Annotated in this window: 6 protein-coding genes; 2 read left to right on the plus strand and 4 right to left on the minus strand. The window is 44.6% G+C overall.

What is annotated here, in order from left to right; genetic code table 11:
• Positions 1-119: 119 nt before the first annotated feature.
• Positions 120-1781: a diguanylate cyclase domain-containing protein gene (locus tag QUB26_RS23560; RefSeq protein WP_333319960.1), complete on the plus strand. Its 1662-nt coding sequence runs from the start codon at positions 120-122 to the stop codon at positions 1779-1781.
• Positions 1782-2302: 521 nt separating this feature from the next.
• On the opposite strand, the gene QUB26_RS23565 is transcribed toward QUB26_RS23560, so the two are convergent.
• The 4 genes from QUB26_RS23565 to QUB26_RS23580 all read right to left on the minus strand — a co-directional run bounded on the left by QUB26_RS23565 (position 2303) and on the right by QUB26_RS23580 (position 16584).
• Positions 2303-7321, minus strand: coding sequence for a PAS domain S-box protein (locus tag QUB26_RS23565; RefSeq protein WP_333319962.1), 5019 nt, complete (start codon positions 7319-7321; stop codon positions 2303-2305).
• A 686-nt stretch (positions 7322-8007) separates the two neighbouring features.
• Positions 8008-9213, minus strand: a complete 1206-nt coding sequence (locus tag QUB26_RS23570; RefSeq protein ID WP_333056998.1) for a hybrid sensor histidine kinase/response regulator — start codon at positions 9211-9213, stop codon at positions 8008-8010.
• A 275-nt stretch (positions 9214-9488) separates the two neighbouring features.
• Positions 9489-15986, minus strand: a complete 6498-nt coding sequence (locus tag QUB26_RS23575; protein ID WP_333319964.1) for a PAS domain S-box protein — start codon at positions 15984-15986, stop codon at positions 9489-9491.
• 445 nt (positions 15987-16431) lie between these two features.
• Positions 16432-16584, minus strand: a complete 153-nt coding sequence (locus tag QUB26_RS23580; RefSeq protein WP_333302870.1) for a hypothetical protein — start codon at positions 16582-16584, stop codon at positions 16432-16434.
• A 299-nt stretch (positions 16585-16883) separates the two neighbouring features.
• On the opposite strand from QUB26_RS23580, the gene ppsA reads away from it, so the two are divergent.
• Positions 16884-19361, plus strand: coding sequence for a phosphoenolpyruvate synthase (ppsA, locus tag QUB26_RS23585; RefSeq protein ID WP_333238682.1), 2478 nt, complete (start codon positions 16884-16886; stop codon positions 19359-19361).
• Positions 19362-19490: the final 129 nt, after the last annotated feature.

The raw sequence follows: 19490 nt of genomic DNA on the forward strand, positions 1-19490 counted from the left end.
GAGCGCTAAATGCGTAGTTTGAGTGTATAGTGAATTTGATAAGCGGAAATATTTGCCGATCGCAAGTATCGCTATCAAAACAAAAAAGTTGCCTTCGACTCGCTCCGAACGCTATAGTTGTGTTAACACGTAACCAATGTCTGAAAATTTTGTTGGTTGAGGATGACCTCGGAGATCCGACAATGATCGAAGACCTTCTAGGGTCATTCAGCGAGTCTCTATTTCTTCTCCAAACTGTTAAGTCTCTGGAGATAGGAGTTGGGCGTCTGGAAGTAGACAAGTTTGACGCCGTACTATTAGATTTGTCACTGTCAGACAGCTTGAGGGGAAGGGAGGCGATCGCAGTTTTGAAAGGGCGATGGCCGACATTGCCAATTGTGGTGCTGACAGATATCAACGATGAAAATATTGCCCGCTCAGTATTGCGCTGGGGCGCTCAAGATTGTTTGGTAAAGGGAAGATTTCACCGAACTCTGCTGGTGCGGGCTATCCATTACGCGATCGAACGCCAGCAAATCGAAGAACAATTGCGGCAGCAGGCTCTGCGACAGCGGCTGTTGGGCAAAATGATCGAACATATTCGATCGTCAATAGATCCGGCAAGCATTCTCCAAAGTACCGTCGCAGAAGTGCGCCAATTTCTCCAAACAGACCGCGTTTTAATTTATCGCTGTCAGGATTGGGTGTCTCAATTGGACGGGGAAGAGCAAAAAGGTGCGATCGTCGCAGGTGACGGTTTGCCAGAAGGTTATATTGAAAACCAAAATATTAGTGCTGCTTTGGCGGTGTCCTGCTTTATTTTAGTCGAATCCCAGTCGGTACAAGCAATAGCAGATGTCAGCACTGCCCCGTTGGCTGGCAGTTGCAAAGAATTGTTGACAGATTGTGAAATTGCAGCGGTTATCAGCGTGCCAATTTGGCAATCAGGTGACTGGGAAACGGCAAAAGAAACACAAGAAGCAACTGTTTGGGAAGTCGAGAACAATCAAGATGCAGCGGAAAATTATATCTGGCACCAGGCGAGTGGCAAACTGCAGGCGCAGGGTAAAAATTTGCCGGATTCGATCGCAGAAAATGGCAATAGTTTGTGGGGAATGTTGACAGCATACAATTGCAGTGGTGTCAGGGAATGGCAACAGTGGGAAATAGATTTTTTACAGCACTTGGCAAATCAAGTGGCGATCGCGATCGAACAATCTCAACTTTACCGCAAGCTAGCAATAGCCAATCAAAAATTGCAGCAACTGGCAACTACTGACGGACTGACTGGCATTGCCAATCGCCGCCAGTTCGATCGCGTTTTGAGCTTAGAGTGGCGCAGATTGGCAAGAGAGAAACTGTCGCTGTCTTTAATTATGTTTGACATCGACTTTTTTAAACTTTACAACGAGTTTTATGGGCATCTCGGCGGGGACGATTGTTTGCGCCAAGTTGCGGGGGCGATCGCCAGCGCCACCAAGCGGGCTGGGGATTTGACTGCCCGCTACGGTGGCGAAGAATTTGCCCTAGTGCTGCCCAACACTAGCGCCGAAGGGGCAAACGCTGTCGCCCAGCAAATTTGCGACGGCATCGCCAGCTTGAAACTGCCCCACGCGCGATCGTCGATCGGCCCCTACGTTACCCTCAGTTGCGGCATTGCGACAGCGATTCCTTCTGCCCAGGAATCTCCCGACGCCCTAATTCGCAGCGCTGACAGCGCCCTTTTTCAAGCCAAAACCGAAGGCAAAAATCGCATTTGTCACGCTAGCAATAACTCGGAATCTTCCCCGATTTTTATGTAAAAGTTGAAGGTAATTTGTAATATCGTGTTTAATTTTTCACTCACAACTCATAACTTATATTGTTGACCAGGGCTGTTTCATTCTCACCAAAAACATGAATTTTGTAGGGTAGTGCGACCCCTACTCCCCGTGCCTACCCCCGACCTAGACGATTCGATCGGCTGATCAGACCAAGAGGGCCGGCACGGGGGCGCGGCCCCTACGGAGAATGAAACAGCCCTGTATTGTTGACCTTTGCATCAGAATAATAATTTTCTGAGTGCACTGCCAGCGCGATGCGATCGAGTGACCCGGAGCAAGGATAATGCTCGCTTGCAGGGTATAATTCCGATGTTACGGTATTTGATATTACTGAGATGTTGCACCATTCTCAATTACTTGTTTAGGAACAGGCTTTTCGGCCTGTTCCACAAAGAGTAAATTTTCTTGTGGAACAGGCATCTTGCCTGTTCTTGAGAATGGTGCAAAATGTGATATTTTACCCATTTCCGCTTCCAAATTACAAATTACCAATTGCTAATTTATTGCCCCAAATTTGAATTCCTACCAGTTAAATTCGGCCGCACTGGAATTTCAATCAAAAACTCCGCTCCCTCACCCAATGTCGAAATACAGCTCAATCGGCCGCCGTGGCGATCGACGATAATCGAGTGAGAAATCGACAATCCCAAACCCGTACCCTTGCCGACAGGTTTAGTCGTGAAAAAGGGATCAAACAGCCTCGATCGCACTGACTCCGGTATCCCCCCCCCGTTGTCGGCAATCGATACCGCTACGAAGCCGGCAGCCACCTGATAACTGCGAATAGCGATCGTGCTGGGATGTCGATCGCACTCCTCGATCGAACGCTGCTTGTCCCGTTCTTCCAAAGCATCGATCGCATTAATCAAAATATTCATAAATACCTGATTCAACTCGCCAGGAAAACATTCAATTTGTGGCAATAGTTGGTAATCTTTAACTATCTGAATTTCTCCATGACTGCTGTGAGATTTTAACCGATTTTGCAAAATCATCAAAGTGCTATCAATTCCCTCGTGAATGTTAACCGACTTCCCAGCGGACTCGTCCAATCGGGAAAAATTACGCAACGATTTCACAATCTCGACAATTCGCTCGGTTCCTACTTGCATCGAATTAAACAATTTCGGGAAATCCTCAGCAATATAATCCAAGTCTATTTCATCAATTTTATCCAAGACTTGGGCCGGAGGATTAGGACAGTAATGCTGGTAAACTTTAATCAATTCCAGCAAATCTAAAGTGTAATTGCGAGCGGGATTGAGATTGCCGTGAATAAAGCTAACAGGGTTATTAATTTCGTGAGCAACACCAGCCACTAACTGACCCAAACTCACCATTTTTTCATTTTGAACGAGCTGAGCTTGAGTCGTTCGGAGTTTGTTAATAGCTGCTTCTAACTCTAGCGCTTTTGAACGTTCTCGCGCTTCCGATTCCTGCAAAGCTGACTCGGCTTGTTTGCGATCGGCAATTTCACTTTGTGCTTGCTCAAACAGCATTGATTGCTGGATCGCGATCGCCAACTGCACGCTAATTTGTTTGAGACACTCGACCTCAATTTCCAGCCAGTGGCGGGGGCCCGCGCACTCGTGGGCAATCAATAAGCCCCACAACTTCTCGCCTTGCAAAATCGGCACTACCAAATTAGCTCGCACCTGAAATTGACTTAATAAATTAATGTAGCACAGGGAAAGACCTGCTTTGTAAATATCATGCACAGCTAGAGGGCGACCGTCTTCGTAAGCAGAAGCAGAGCTGTCTTCTAAGCAGGAATCTTTAATAGTTATTCCTTGAATCGACTGCCAATTTTCGCCCACAGACTCGACAGTTATAAAACCGCTCCAATCGGGATTAAAGCGATAAATAACTGTCCGATCTGTTTGCAAAAAGTGCCGTACTTCAGCAACAGTGTTTGTCAAAATTTCTTCTAAATTGAGAGAAGAGCGAATGCGCTCCAGCATTTTTACCACCAGGCGTTCGCGCTTTAATTGCTGGCGCAAGATAGCCTCGGCAAGTTTGCGAGTGCTAATATCTTCAATCACAGCAATTACATAGCTAGGTTCCCCAAACCCATCCCGCACTAAAGATACAGTCATATTAGTCCAAACAAATGAACCGTCTTTGCGAATAAAGCGTTTTTCAATAGAATAATTAAAAATTTCCCCAGCTAACAGTCTGTCGCGCGACTCGACATCTGCTGCTACATCTTCGGGGTGAGAAATGTCCCCAACATTTCGCGATTTTAGCTCTAATTCTGAGTAGCAGACAATATTGCAAAACCCTTGATTTGCATTCAAAAATTGACCGTCGCGCCACACTTTGACAATGCCAATCGCCGCTTGTTCAAATACAGCTCGAAATCGCTGTTCGCTTTCTTGTAAAGCAATTTCTGCTTTTTTGCGATGGCTAATGTCCATTGCCGTGCCACACAGCCGCACCACCTGACCCAACTCATTTTTAACAGCTTTTCCTTTAGCGTTAACGTGCCTAATTTCTCCTGATGGAAAATAGATGCGGTGGTCGATATCGTAAGCTGTTCCTTCAGTCACTGCTTTTTGTACAACTTCTGCAAACCTTTCTTTGTCATCGGCATGAATTTGCTCTAAAAGTTCTTCCATTGTCGGCGGCCGATTCAATTCTCGACCGTAAACTCGAAACAGTTCTTCCGACCAAGTAATAACTCCTGTCTCCCTATCAAATTCCCAATTGCCGATGCGGGCTATTTTTTGCGCTGCTTGCAACTGTTCGGCAAGTTGTTGCAAAGATGCGATCAACTGCGTTTTTTCGGCTTCTGCTGCAACGCGGGCGCTGATATCTTTGTGAGTGCCTGTTATCCGCAGTGGCGTACCCCATTCGTCGTACTCGACTACCTTGCCCATCGCCAGAATCCACTGCCAATTGCCCGCTTTATTGAGCATCCGAAATTCAAATTCATAGATATCAGTCTCACCTTCCAAATAGGAATTTAAACATTCCATTACCTTCACTCGGTCTTCGGGATGCAGCAAAGTTTCCCAACATTTGAGGTTATTTTCAATTTCGGTTTCTGCATAGCCTAGCATTGATTTCCAATAAAAGTCGAAATAAGTTTCGCCAGTAGCTATATTCCAATCCCACAGCCCCAAAGAGCTGCCTGAAACCGCCAACTGTAATCGCTCTTGACTGAGTTTTAATGCCGATTCGGTGCGTTTTATTTCTGTGAGGTCGGCAATTATGGCTATCATTCCTATCGGTTGCCTAGCGCTATCTTTAATGCAGTTAGCTCGCAAGAAAGTTTCTATAATATCGCCATTTTTACTCTTGATTTCAATTTCACTTTCCCAGGAAAAACCTTTCCGCAGCACCCTAAATAACTTTCTCAAGTCTTGAGATTTGGGGTACATTACTGCTGGGCCGCCGGCATTATTTAGTTCCTCCACTGTATAGCCGTAGCGCTGAATAAATGCTTGATTATGATAAACGGAATAACCGTCTAAATCTGCGATCGCGATCGCATCACTAGCACTGTCTACAGCTTGAGTTACCAGGCACAGAGTCAGTTCGGCTTGTTTGCGATGGGTAATATCAAAAATCGCTCTGTCGAGCCACAAAACCAGCCCTTCCAGATTGTAAGTTGGCCTACCTCTTTCCGACACCCACCGCACCGCTCCGTCATCGCGAACAATCCGGTATTCTAGATTGTACGGCTGTTTCGACTCTACTGCTGCGCTGATTTGTCGATCGACCATTTCCTTGTCTGCCTCGTGGACAATGCTCGCAAAACTTAAGCCGTTGTTGCGAATAAAATCTCCAGCAGGATACCCACTAATTACCTCAATTTCATCGCTAATAAATACCATCGTCCACTCAGCATCGTACAAGCTGCGGCAGATAGCGCCAGGGATATTCTCAACGAGCGATCGAAATCTGGCTTCGCTCTCCCGCAAAGCTGCTTCAGTCTGTTTTAAATCAGTAATATCCAGCACGATGCCTTCCCAAACTATATCCCCTTCCTGCCCTATTTCAGTCGCAAAATCAACTCGTTCCGGTCTCGAAACCCCTTGCATCCACTTAAGTTTTCCCGACGGTACAATCGCCCGCCATTCCTGCTGCCATGGCTGCATATTTGCCGCAGAAACAGCAATAGAGTCTTCAAATTGTTGACGGTCATCTGGATGAATAAAACTAAAAAATAGTTGAGGATCTTGCTGAATATTTTCTGGCTCCAATTCATATAAATCGCGGCTGCCAGAAGAAATATAAGGGAAACTTTTTTTACCGTCGATTGAGAGACGAAATTGATAAATTATTCCCGGTAAATTGGCTGCAAGTTGCCGAAGTCTAGCTTCGCTTTCTTGCTGCGCTAATTGTTTGCGCCTATCCTCAGTGATATCTCGAATTATCCCGACGAGATTTTTACTGCCATCGCTATTTTCAAATACAGTTTTTTTAGTAGACAAAATGTGCTTTGCACCGCGGCCGTCCGTAAATATTTCCTCGCTCTCGTTTTCTTCCCCCGTCCTAAAAACTTGTTCGTCATTCTGCCAAAAAATCTCAGCTTCTTGTCTTGGGAAAAAGTCATAATCCGACTTGCCCAGCAGTTCCTCGCGCTGCTTCCCGATCAGCTTGCAAAAAGCATCATTTAACAGTATCCAGCGGTGCTGTTCATCCTTGACAAAAAGTGGGTCTGCCACTGCATCGATTGTATAATTCAAAAACTTTTTACTAGCATCGAGTTCGGAAAGTGCTAAAATTTTTTCTGTAATATCATTGATAGTTCCTGTCGTCCCCTGCGCCTCGCCGTTCCCGCCCCAAATAAAAAATTCTTGCACTTCTACCCACCGAATTTCGCCATTTTTTGTAAGATATCGAATTTGATAGCAATTGGATGTTTCTTGATTTTCGCTCAAACCTGTCAACGAATTTAAATATTGGTATTGATCCTCAGAATGAATGTAACTCAAACAGGAAGTTCCTAAGCTTTCATCAACGGTAAATCCGGTAATTTCCGTCCAAGCCGGATTGAGAAAAGTCCAATTGCCCGCAGTATTTGTTTCAAAAACAACTTCTTTGATATTGTCAACAACCTGCTGGTATTTTTCTTGACTTTTTTTCCATTCTGCTTGCCGTTTCTGGCGGGCGATCGCGCACCTGAGCGTCCGTACCAGCAGCCGGCTGTCTACCTGTCTTTTCACCAGATAATCTTGGGCGCCGGCGGCAATTAACTCGACAGCCAGTTCTTCGTCATCGGCCGCTGTCAGAATGACGATCGGAGTATTGATACCGCAATCTTGAAGTCGGAAAAAAGTATTAAATTTTGGGCTGTCAGGAAGTGAAATATCTAATAAAATTACATCAAAAATTTGCTCCCTTAAAATTTCTATCGCTTCCCGAAAGCGAACTACATTGGTCACATCAATTAAGTGTCCTAGTTGGGGTTCAGACAGCAGTTCTTGAATGAACTCTGCATCTTCGGCACAATCTTCTACTAAAAGAATTTTTAAACCAAGCGTTAAAGTTGACTCAAACACAGATGTCATACCATTTTAGATTTTAGATTTTAGATTTTAGATTTGGAATGACTGATGACTGATGACTATCGCGGTTTGGCTGTTGCGTAAACTAGCATTTTTTTTACGGGTATCCTTTTGCTATTGTTTAGGAATAAAAAAATCAGCAGCGGATGCAGCTACCTAGCTGATGATTGGGGAACTTGAAGCACACGCTTTAGAGTGCGCTGTGTGCTTGCAGACCACCCAGATTTATTTGTAGAATTGAGTTGTTCGCTGCAAGTTGTCCGCCTGGCCCCAAACCTAGTGGCCCAAAATTATCATAGTCTTACAAATATTGCAACTCAACTCTATTTTAATTTACAACCTTTGGCAGGGGAATAGCAAGAGGCAAATCAAAAGAACGCGGATTAATCAGGATTGGCATTGCTGATAGCCTTTGAAAATTTAGATTTTAAATAGCCGTTTAAAGCTTGCCTAAAGTTAAATTATTTGTTTTTGAAATGGTATTACTAAGCTACGAGAATTACCGTTAATTTACAAAATACGCTCTGAGATTGTGTCCGGTTAATAGCCCGCAATTAGCGCTTGTTTGTATTGATCAATGCAAGTCCTCTCTTGAGCGAGTAACCAAGACTTGCATTCCATGCTACAAATTTAATTACAAACTTAATTATGGTTGTCTAACCCGACACAAGTTAACTCAGTTGAGTCGCTCAATTTGTCTGCGGTTTGGGCAGCACAACTGTAAACACGCTGCCTTGACCGACATTGCTGCTAATAGCAATTTCACCGTTAAAAGGTTTTAAAAGTTCAATACAAGTATAAAGTCCTAGACCTGTTCCTGTTGGTTCACCTTCCGTTTTTGCCTCGCCTTTAGGCGGCTTGGATGTGTAAAAAGGATCAAAAAGTTTTGGCAAATCTTCAGATGATATGCCGCATCCCGTATCTGCAATATCCATGTATATGTTCGAGTCGTCTTGCCGCGTCACGATAGTTATTTCTCTGCTTTTCTTTTCCCACATAGCATCCATTGCATTATTAATTAAATTATAAAATACTTGAGAAAGATAGGAATAAATTAATGGAATGCTGTCAATTTCTTCGTCATAAAAGTATTTTTTTCTAATTTTATTTTTAAAATATAGGTTGCCTTCCAATAGCTGAATTTCTCGCTGCACTAAATCGTTGATATTCACCGGGTGCAAATCTTGCTTTTGCTCGTTGCGGCTTTTCATCATCAGAGTATCCATGATCTGATTGATTTTTGTGACAGCTTGAAAAATATACTTAGTATAATTAAACAGAGAGTCTTCTTGAATTTGTGTGGCTTTTGTTTCAATCAAATCGACGCTAGTCTGAATCACTTGCAGCGGACTTTTGAGGTTGTGAACCATGCCCTGAGTCAAACGTCCGATGATGGCTGTTTTTTCCTGGTTGATTAATTGCTTGGTTTTTTGTTCAACAAGTCTTTCAAGGTTTTGGTTGAGGTGGGCAAGTTCGAGGTTTTTTTCTTCGAGTTTTTTTTGCAAGCTGCGGATTGTCAAGTGGGTTTGAATCCGGCTCAAAACTTCTTCGTGCTGGAAAGGCTTAGTGATGTAGTCAACTGCTCCTGTCTGAAAGCCTTTTACTTTATCAGGCGTATCGGAAAGGGCGCTCATAAATATGATGGGAATATCTTGCGTTGACGCGTCTGCTTTCAAGCGTCGGCAAGTTTCAAAACCGTCAATTCCTGGCATCATGATATCCAAAAGAATCAAGTCGGGATGAATGTAGTCAATTTGCTCGATCGCACTTTCGCCGTCTAGAGCCACTAATACTTTAAACCCGTAATTCCTTAACAACTCGAAAAGTACGTCAAGATTTGTTTGGTTGTCATCGACAATTTGTATGATGCTTCTTTCGGAATTCTTATCGTTCATATTCAAGGGAAATATTCAAATTTTAGACTTTTGAGTTGTGGTTTGTGAGTTTAAATCGGATTCAAGTGATTTTCTGCGGATCTAGAAATCCGGTTGCTTCATAGATGCCTTTATTGGCAATCACTCTTTTCTTTTGTGGGCGGGATCTGGGGTCCAACCCCTACTCCCCACAAGAAATTCAGTCTCTGTGGAACAAGCCGGGAAGCCTGTTGCTGACAATGGTGCAAGATCAGAGATTTAACGGATTTTGAGTTGTCTGTTAGCTATCGTCAATTTTAGGACAAATGTTGCTTCAAAAAATCTCGAATTTTCTTGAGCTGAAATCCTTTAGCAAGTTGGCGCAGGTGATGAACGAAAGGCACTAATGTCGGCTCAGAATGTTCGAGTTTAGCCGTTTCTTCCAGAATAGCTTCAATATCGCCCATTGCAGCCAATCTTAACAACGCCAAGACTGACTCTGAGGCAGGAGACACCATCGTTGAGTCAGCACCAGCAATCTCAGAAGATGCTTTTGCAGTTTGATCAGTCCGCTTTTTGGTTTGCGATCCTTCTTCGTAAACCCATTCTAGTCTCAAATGCAGGCGCAATAATTCTAAAAGCTCGTTAGTTTGAATCGGCTTGGTGAGAAAATTATCGCAACCTGCAAGTATGCTCTCTTGCTTGGTAGTCTCGTAAACGTTAGCGGACAAAGCAAGGATAACCGTATCTTTTAATTCCGGCAACTGTCGCAGCCGCCTGGTAGCTTCCCAACCGTTCATTACGGGCATCAGCAAATCCATTAAAATTATATCCGGTAGAAATTCCTGTGCTTTGTGCAAGCAGTCTTCGCCGTCTGTAGCTTGTGCAATTTCAAAGCCTAAATGAACAAGCAGCCTGTGCAACATGGCGCGATGTACTTCGTGATCGTCCACTATTAGCACTTTCCGCTGGGGGCCGGTAAAACCTACAAGCCGCCTTTTTTCTTGCCGGGAGGGGAGTTCAGAACACTGCGCGACTGCGGGTAAGTCTAGATCCAACCAAAATATGCTGCCTTTGCCGGAGGTACTTTGGACGCGAATTTGGCTGCCCATCATTTTGACTAATTTTTGGCTGATGGAAAGTCCCAGTCCGGTACCTTCGACGAAATTGTTGTGATCGCCCACTTGATGAAAAGGCAAAAATATTTCTTCTAATTTATTCTGAGAAATGCCAATGCCGGTATCTTCGATTTGAAAGCGAATTTTAGGGGTAGGGGCACGAGCGCCGATATTTTCTGCTGTTATCACCCCGCGCGCTTGTGTTGTTCCTAGCGGCGGGAGCGACGACATTTGCTCCGCGTCTAAATTCGCGGTCAAATTGATCGTTTGAGTAGCAATTTCCGCTGTGCAACTATAATTTCCACAGTTGGTTTGAGGATAATTATCGGGGAAATTTTCTGCATAACCGACTTTGAATGTAACGCTGCCGCTGTTCGTAAACTTAACGGCATTGCTGAGCAAATTAATCAAAACTTGACGCAACCTTTTTTCGTCTGCCAAAATGCCATCTGGCAGCGCTGACACCTGCTCGTAATTAAAGGCAATTCCTTTTTGAGCAGAGCGCATCTGGAACAAATCAATAATACTTTTAACAAAACTGGAAAAATGCAGGTTTGTCAGAGACAGATCCATTTTACTAGCTTCGATTTTTGAGAGGTCTAAAACATCATTAATCAGCATCAGCAGGTGGTTGCCACACTGGTGAATGTTGTTAAGACTTTCCTGTTGATCGGGGGTAAAGTTTTTATCGACTTTTAGCAGTTGAATGTATCCCAAAATCCCGTTCAAAGGCGTCCGCAATTCGTGGCTCATGTTCGCGAGAAAGTCGCTTTTAGCGCGGTTGGCGGATTCGGCGGCTTCTTTTGCTAATTGCAGGGCGGCTTCTGCAAGTTTGCGATCGGCAATTTCGGTTTGTGCTTGTTCAAATAGCATCGATTGCTGAATGGCGATCGCCAACTGCACCCCCAATTGTTTTAGGCACTCTCCCTCCAATTGTTGCCAGGGACGCGGGCCCGTGCAGTGGTGGGCAATTAACAGCCCCCACAAGTTTTCGCCTTGCAAAATCGGCACTACCAGATTCGCTCTCACGTCTAGCCGAGTCAACAAACCCAAGTGGCAGTCGGCTAGGCCCGCATTGTGAACATCTTCTATGGCTCTAATTCTACCGTCTTGGTAAAGATGAACGTAGGCTGCCCCGAAACAGGGGTCATAAATTTCCATTCCTACAATTGGTCGAACATTTTCGGCAACCGACTCAACAGCGATAAACCCGCTCCAATCAGGATTGAATTGATAAATAATAGTGCGGTCTACTTGCAAAAAATGACGCACTTCTTCGACACTTTTGGTTAAAATTTCTTCAAGATTTAGAGAATATCTAATGCGTTCCAACATGGCTACTGCCAACTGTTCGCGCTTTAACTTCTGTTGCAAAAATAATTCAGATTCTTTGCGTTTTGTGATATCAGTAATTACTGCAATTAAGCCGATTGAATTACTATGAATATCTTGAATACTGTCGGCTCGCACCAGAGCAGTTACTGCTTCGTTGCTCTTAGTTTGCAGTGCAACTTCGCCACACCAAGAGCGACCTTTGCGAAGGCTTTTATAGATTTGTTTGTAATTTTTATGCCGGACATACAGCGCGGTCATATCGCCAAGATTATTGAGTTCTTCCACTGTGTAGCCGTAGCGCTGAATAAAGGCTTGATTGTGATAAATAGACCGCCCTTTCAAGTCGGCGATCACGATCGCATCGCTGGTACTTTCTACGGCTTGAGTGACCTGCAGTAAAGCTAATTCTGCTGCTTTGCGATCGCTAATATCCGTCATCGAACCCACCATCCGCAGAGGGTTTCCGGCTTCGTCCCACACTGCTTGAGCGCGGGCGAGCACCCACTTATAGCTACCGTCTTTGCACTGCAAGCGGTATTCGGCGGCGTAATTGGGGGTTTGCCGATCGAGATAACCTTGGATCGCTGCTTGCACTCGTGAGCGATCGTCTGGATGGATGCGATCGATCGATGCGCTGTTGGTGCTGTCGATTTCGCCGTCTGTGTAACCGATAATTTCTTGCCAGCGGGCCGAGCGAAAAGCTTCATTTGTTTGAAGATTCAGATCCCAAATTCCGTCTTGATTGCCTTTAAGAACTAACTGCCAGCGTTCTTCACTTTTACGCAATTCTTCTTCGGCTTGTTTGCGCTGAATATGATCGCCCAACTGAGTCGCTACAGCCTTGACCAACTCTACTATACGCGGTTCCATAATCGAGCGATCGCGCTTGCAGAATACTAAAACTGCCAGCACCTTTGAACTAGCGTGAATTGGCACTCCGAAACAAGCTTTCAATCCGACTGATTTCGCCATTTGCGATCGGGCAAAAAGATGATTTGTGGCTAGAGAAATATCTTCAATCCATTCTACATTTCTGGTTGACCAAATCCGTCCAGGTACTGCCACTCCGGCGGCGAATCTAATTCTTTTACTTTCGCGGCCGAACCTATCTAAATCGCGATCGCTAGCGTACCAAGTTTCGCTATGTTCCAAACAACTACCGTTAGCAGTCGGTATCCAAGCTTCCGCAAAATTCCAGCCGATCGCATTGCACAGCAACCGCAGAATTTCCGGGAGGGCGCTGTGAAAATCGGCAGACTGACTAATAGCTTGAGTTGCGGCCAGCAACAGCTTTATTTCATCTTCTGCTTGCTTGCTTTCTGTAATATCAGTTGCCGTGCCGAGAATTTGTTTTAACTTACCGTCTGCTGTTTTGGCAAATACAGTATCTCGGCTAACCATCCAGCGCCAAGAACCATCCTTGTGCCTAATTCTGTATTCAATTTCAAAGATATCCCCTTCGCTGCCTGTTTCGACTTGCTGTAAATAATCAGGCATTTTGATTAAATTTTCGGGGTGGATTAAAGTTGACATCATCCACGGCCCCATTGCCTGAATTTCCTCTACTGTATAGCCAAGAATGTGGTAGATAGAAGCGTTCCCATAGATATTTTTTTTTTCAATTAAGTCACAAACATACAAAATATTAGGAATTGCCCCAGCAATTTGCTGAGCGAATCGCTGGCTTTCCCGCAGTGCTGCTTCTGCTTGTTTTCTTTGAGAAATATCGCGAACAACGCAAATAGTTTCTCCGCCGGCTAGCATTGTCAGCGAGACATCTATAGGGACTTCCGATCCGTCGCGACGGCATCCTACTGCTTCGGTGCTGTAAGAACCTTTCTGCACTAAAGTCGGCAGGACTTCTTGCTCGAACCTTTGCAGTTCTGCACCTTGGTAGAATATTTTCCAACTTTTACCTAAGATTTCTTCGAGAGAGTTGTAACCGTAGATATTGAGTCGTGCTGCGTTGCAATAAATCACCTCTTTGTCGGCACTGAATATGGCGATACCTTCGGAAGCAGCCGCCATTGCTGCTGCTTGCCTGTGGAGTTTTGACTCGAAACGTTTGCGATTGGTGATGTCGCGGACGATCGCGATAATTTCGTCATCCGTGCAGAAAACAATTCTCGCTTCAAAATCGTACAGTTCATCATTAACGGGCATTTGATATTCTACAACTTGAATCTCGCCAGTGGCGATCGCTTGTTGATGACCCGACAAGATTTTGTCAGCAAAAGCAGCAGGCAATATGTCTTGTGCTTTTTTGCCGATTAGTGCTTTTTGCGGTAGGATATTATCGAAATCTTTTGCAGGTTTGAAGTCTACAAAAGTGCCGTCTGCCCGACAGCGAAATATCATGTCTGGTATCGCATTTAAAAGAGCGCGGTTGGTGGCTGCGCTCTTACGCAATTCAGCTTCAGCTTGCTTGCTAAATGTAACATCGCGAGCCACGGCATAAATCAAACCTTCTTCGGCAAACGGCGATGCAGTCCACGATAGCCATTTATAAGTACCATCTTGGCAAAGATAGCGGTTTTCTAAGCTAATAATCGGGTGGCTTTTTTTAAGTTTTTCTAATTCCGCTACAGTAATTTCTAGGTCTTCTGGATGGACGAATTCTATCAAAGGTTTGGCTAAGATTTCATCGCTGCTATAACCCAATACATTTGACCAAGCGGGGTTTAAGCGTTTGAAATAGCCGTCAAAACCTGCAATGCAAAGTAAATCCAGCGAGAGATTAAAAAATCGATCGCGGTCTTGCTGGGTTTGTTTCAATTCCGTAACATCCATCACTAAACCGTCCCAAACTATATCGCCGTTTGCTTGCTTTTCTGGCTTCGACGCGCCTTGAAGCCATTTCACTCGATCTCCCATAACTTGCCGCCACTGGTGTTGCCAAGCTTGCTGAGTCGCCGCTGAAGTTGCCATCGATCGCTGCAAGTCTGAGATGTCGTCTGGGTGAACTGTTGCAAAAGCCAAACTGGCATTTTCTTCTATTTCTTCTGGCTTTAAATTGTAGAGCTGCCAACTGCCAGAAGAAACGTAAGTAAAAGATGTTTTCCCATCTACATAAAGCCGATATTGATAAATCATTCCCGGCACGTTGTCGGTCATTATTTGAAATCGAGCTTCGCTTTCCTGCAACGCAATTTGCTGGCGTTTGTATTCGGTCACATCTCGCATTGTTCCGACCAACATTTTAGTCCCATCGGCTTTTTTAAATACTGTTTTTTTAGTAGATATAATGCGTTCTTGACCACCGCTATCTGTAAAAAATTCTTCTGTTTCCTGAGCAAGACTTCTTTGCAATACTTGCTCGTCTTGTTGCCAAAAAAAAGCCGCTTGTGCTGGGGGTAAATAATCGTATCCTGACTGGCCAATCAGTTCCGATCGCCTTTTTCCTATCAAATTGCAAAAAGCATCGTTTACAACGATCCATTTGTGCTGCTCATCTTTGACAAAAATTGGATCGGGAGTAGAATTTATCGTGTGATTTAAAAACTCTTCTGATGCTTTTAGTTGAGCTTCGTAACGGTAGCGATCGCTCACGTCCAAGACTACTTTAATCAGGCGGTCTATCGAGCCGTCTAGGGCGCGGATACAGCGAAGGTAAACTCTAGTATAAACGGTTCTTCCATCTTTTCTGCGCCATCTTTGGTCTAAAACATAGCCTTCACTCTGCCCTGCCAAAATTTTATTTAACTGCTCTAAACTAGACTGCAAGTCTTCAGGAAAAACCCACATTTCCCAATTCTCATGCCAAAAATCCTGGCGATCGTATCCCAGTAAATCGCACAAAGCATCGTTCACTTCCAACCACTCGCATTTTTCTGGTGCTGAGGGGGAAATAGGAGGAGCGAGAATGGCAATTCCGACGAGAGAATTCTCGACTACCGAGCGATATTTTTCTTCGCTTTTTCGTAAAGCTTCTTGGTTGTGCTGTCGCTCGACTGCGTAGCGAAGCGATCTAATTAACACTTCGCTGTCAATTTTTCGCTTGACTAGATAATCTTGAGCTCCGGCTTGGATTGACTGCACGGCAAGCTCTTCATCATTGCGGGCAGTCAGTACGACAATCGGAGTATTTAGACTATATTCTTGTATTTTGACAATTGTATTTAAGTCTTGGCTGTCTGGCAGCGAAAGGTCTAGTAAAATCACATCAAAATGTTCGCTGACCAAAAGTTCCTGCGCTTTGCTCAGACGGTCTGTACAACTTACTGATAGCCTTTGGGGTTCGGCTCTACTGACGTTTGTTTCTAATAATAATTCTTCAATCAGATCGGCTTCTGCTTGATTGTCTTCGACCAGAAGAACTTTAAAGCCGTTTCGCTTTGCGGGTGGGCTCAAAACTGATATCATATACCTTGTTTTTTGTCATAAGGCAGTTTAGCCACCTATTATAGCATATAAACAATTGTATAGCCACAAAATCCGCCGTTCCCAGTTGAAAACTATTTGGTTCAACAATTACAATGCACTCTATCTTAGATGTTGAACGGTTCTCAATAACTGGCTTTCTGGCCCATTTCAGAAAGAGTAAATTTTCTTGGGAGGGTTTCTTCTAACCAGCTCTTAAAAGGCTTATTGAAAATGATATAATATCTGGTATCTATGCGATTGTGTTTTTCCTCTAAGTAGGCTAACGCAATCAGGGGTAAATTTTTTAAGGTTTTTAGAATCTCGGTGTCAGGACGAAACTAAGCTGCATAGTATTTTTTGGGGCGATCGCCCCTGTCACCCGATTTTAGATTTTAGATTTTAGATTTAGTCCACAGATGAATCGGGGAGGTTGAACTAGAATCTCCTATTTTTGGTGACTCACGACTCCTATCGGAAAGTAAGTATCGGCTTTTTGGGCGGGTTCAGCCGATCGCGCGATCGAACCCCACCCTTTGTTCCCCTTGGATTCCGCTACCAACACAATCCGAGCGATATCCCCACACCAATCAGCGCTCAACGCCAAAAAAGCGGTGAGAACTATCTTCGTTATTCATATTTTTACCACTTCTTTAATAATACCTTACATAAACTCATTACTGCAAATTCTTTACGTTTTGCAATCAAATCAAATATCTCCACAGGCCTTGCTATTTAGCCAAAAAGTGATAGTCTTGAAATAGAGGCAATCGAAAATTCGGTTGATACAGCCTAGGAAAAAAATTGAGAATTTTTGTAACAAAATTACAATTCCCAATAAACTGTCTTTTGTTTACTGTGCTTTGACCGAACTGAGATGAAGTTGAGAGGAAAAAAGCAATGATCGAAAAATTAGCAATTGATCAAAAACCCGGTGTAATTCCCAAAGAAAAAGCCTTAGTATTGTTATTTGATGAAGTCGGCATCGCCGACATCCCATTAGTAGGCGGTAAAAATGCTTCTTTGGGCGAAATGATTCAACAATTAACCAGCCAAGGAGTCAGAGTTCCCAACGGATTTGCAACTACAGCCCACGCTTACCGGTACTTCATCCAGTCAGCGGGTTTAGAAGCTAAATTGCGCGAAATTTTTGCCGATTTAGACGTAGAAGATCTGCAGAACCTGCGACAAAAAGGCAAGCAAGCGCGGGCACTGATTCTCGACACACCATTTCCGCGAGAACTCCAAGCGGCGATCGCCGATGCTTACGAAAAATTGTGCGATCGCTACGGCGACAGTACAGACGTAGCAGTGCGTTCCTCCGCCACCGCCGAAGACTTACCAGACGCCAGTTTCGCGGGACAGCAAGAAACCTACCTCAACGTCCAAGCTTGCGCTGGCGTCCTCGAATGCTGTCACAAATGCTTTGCTTCCATATTCACAGATCGCGCGATTTCCTACCGCCAACAGCGGGGTTTCGACCACTTTGAAGTCGCCCTATCAGTCGGCGTCCAAAAAATGGTGCGATCGGACTTAGCATCCTCCGGCGTCATGTTCAGCATCGACACCGAAACCGGATTCAAAAACGCCGTATTAGTCACCGCCGCCTACGGATTAGGCGAAAACGTCGTCCAAGGCACCGTCAACCCCGACGAATACTTCGTCTTTAAACCAACACTAAAACAAGGTTTTCTCCCGATTTTAGACAAACGTCTCGGCACCAAAACACTCAAAATGGTGTACGATATCGGCGGTTCTAAATACACCAAAAACGTCTCCGTCATCGCAGCAGAAAAAAACAAATTTGCCATCCAAGATGATGAAATTTTGCAACTAGCAAAATGGGCAGTAGTCATCGAAGAACACTACTCAAAAGTGCGCGGTACTTATACCCCGATGGACATTGAGTGGGCAAAAGACGGCAATACCGGCGAATTGTTTATTGTCCAAGCGCGACCCGAAACAGTACAATCTCAAAAGTCTGCTAAAGTTTTGCGAAACTACAAATTGCAAGGCAGCAGTGCAGTTTTGGCAAAAGGACGCGCCGTTGGCGAATCAATCGGACAAGGCAAAGCCCGGGTGATTTTAGACGTTCACAGAATTGCTGAATTTCAATCAGGAGAAGTTTTAGTTACCAACAAAACAGACCCGGATTGGGAACCGATTATGAAAAAAGCAAGTGCGATCGTCACCAATTCCGGTGGGCGTACTTGTCACGCCGCCATCATCGCCAGAGAAATGGGAATTCCCGCCATTGTCGGCACCGGCGATGCCACCCAAATCTTGAAAAACGGGCAAGAAATCACTGTTTCTTGTTCCGAAGGAGATGAAGGCAAAGTTTATTCCGGTTTGCTTCCTTTTGAAATTCAAGAAACTGCGATCGAGAATTTACCCCGCACCCGCACTCAAATTTTAATGAATGTCGGGAACCCAGAAGAAGCCTTTGGTTTATCAGCCATTCCTTGCGACGGCGTAGGCTTAGCGCGGTTGGAATTCATCATTGCCAATCACATTAAAGCACACCCGCTGGCACTGATTCACTTTGACGAATTGGTGGATGAATCAGTCAAGGAAGAAATTGCAAACCTGACAGCACTTTACCAACACAAACCCGATTTCTTCACCGACAAACTCGCCCACGGAATTGCCACAATTGCCGCCGCATTTTATCCAAATCCAGTTATCGTGCGGATGAGCGATTTCAAGAGCAACGAATATGCTAATCTTTTGGGCGGGCGGCAGTTTGAACCCAAGGAAGAAAACCCGATGATCGGGTGGCGCGGCGCCTCTCGTTATTACGACCCGAATTACCGCGAAGCTTACGCTTTGGAATGCAAAGCATTAAAGCGAGTTCGCGACGAAATGGGCTTGACAAATGTGATTCCGATGATTCCATTTTGCCGCACCCCGGAGGAAGGGCGAAAAGTGTTGGCAGAGATGGCAAAACACGGTTTAGTCAAGGGCGAAAACGGCTTGCAAGTGTATGTGATGTGCGAATTGCCAAGCAATGTCATATTTGCTGACGAATTTGCCCAAGTTTTTGACGGATTCTCGATCGGCTCTAACGATTTAACTCAGCTAACATTAGGATTAGACCGGGATTCTGCTTTAGTCGCACACATTTTTGACGAACGGAATGAAGCTGTCAAGCGCATGGTAGCAATTGCCATTAAAGCCGCCAAGAAGTACGATCGCAAGATTGGGATTTGCGGTCAAGCCCCCAGCGATTATCCTGAGTTTGCTCGTTTCTTGGTTGAGTTGGGAATTGATTCGATTAGTTTGAATCCCGATTCAGTTTTGAAGACTTTGTTAGATGTTGCTAAGGTAGAAGGTGCGGGTTCGCTGATGGATTTAGCGGGGGATATTGCTAAGGTTTAACCGTTTTGGTTTTGGAAAGCAACCGGGTTTCTCAAAAAGTTTGTGGGATGGGCGTCCCGCCCGTCCAAAAAAGACGGGCGGGACGCCCATCCCACAATAACAATTAAAATTGTAAGTTATTTAATTCGC

The sequence above is a fragment of the Microcoleus sp. B4-C1 genome (genome assembly GCF_036705285.1).
Classification (GTDB): domain Bacteria; phylum Cyanobacteriota; class Cyanobacteriia; order Cyanobacteriales; family Microcoleaceae; genus Microcoleus.

Excerpts from the sequence above, each read along its gene's own strand:
- ppsA (WP_333238682.1), top strand. The coding sequence starts at position 16,884 with ATGATCGAAAAATTAGCAATTGATCAAAAACCCGGTGTAATTCCCAAA.
- QUB26_RS23575 (WP_333319964.1), bottom strand. The coding sequence starts at position 15,986 with ATGATATCAGTTTTGAGCCCACCCGCAAAGCGAAACGGCTTTAAAGTT.
- QUB26_RS23570 (WP_333056998.1), bottom strand. The coding sequence starts at position 9,213 with ATGAACGATAAGAATTCCGAAAGAAGCATCATACAAATTGTCGATGAC.
- QUB26_RS23565 (WP_333319962.1), bottom strand. The coding sequence starts at position 7,321 with ATGACATCTGTGTTTGAGTCAACTTTAACGCTTGGTTTAAAAATTCTT.